Origin of the sequence: Pseudoalteromonas sp. bablab_jr010 (assembly GCF_016464105.1) — a bacterium.
GTDB classification, from domain to species: Bacteria; Pseudomonadota; Gammaproteobacteria; order Enterobacterales; family Alteromonadaceae; genus Pseudoalteromonas; species Pseudoalteromonas simplex.
This window is the reverse complement of record NZ_JACDWV010000151.1, coordinates 1-525: the sequence shown is the minus strand read 5'-3', so window position 1 is coordinate 525 and position 525 is coordinate 1. Positions and strand designations below refer to the sequence as shown.

General features: G+C 41.5%; 1 protein-coding gene. It reads left to right on the top strand.

The window, feature by feature from the left end; all coding sequences use genetic code 11:
- Positions 1-525, top strand: a 525-nt coding sequence (locus tag JIG37_RS15905; RefSeq protein ID WP_199529805.1) for an RNA-guided endonuclease TnpB family protein, incomplete at both ends; no start/stop codon positions are given.

Genomic DNA, 525 nt, shown 5'->3' with positions numbered 1-525 from the left:
CAGCATTTTCCAAAGCACAAAGTTTCCTACAAAAGGAAGCGGCTTCACAATGATAGCTTCCGAGCGGTCAATAATTCCAACTGTATTCGAATTGAAAATGACGCTATAAGCATCCCAAAGGTCGGCAAAGTGCCAATCGTTCTGCATCGTGAGCTAGTGAGCAAAATTAAGACCGTCACTGTTCAATATCGTCACGGAAAATGGGAATGCAGTATCACTCAGGAAGTGGAATGCAAAACGGCTAAACAAGTTTTGGAAACTATCACTGGCTTTGACATCAACTCAAAGCAAACGGTTGTTGGTTCGAACGGATTTGTGGCCGATAATCCGAAGTTTTTAAAACAGTCAAAAGAGAAGCTAAATCAATTGCAACGCCAGCTTGCACGTCGAACCAAAGGCTCAAATCGTTGGCACAAAACTAAACAACGCATCAATAAACTACACGGTAAAATCTCAAGGCAAAGGCTCGACTTTGCGCACAAAATTTCACGACAGATAATCAATGAAACTGATATAGCGTGTTTT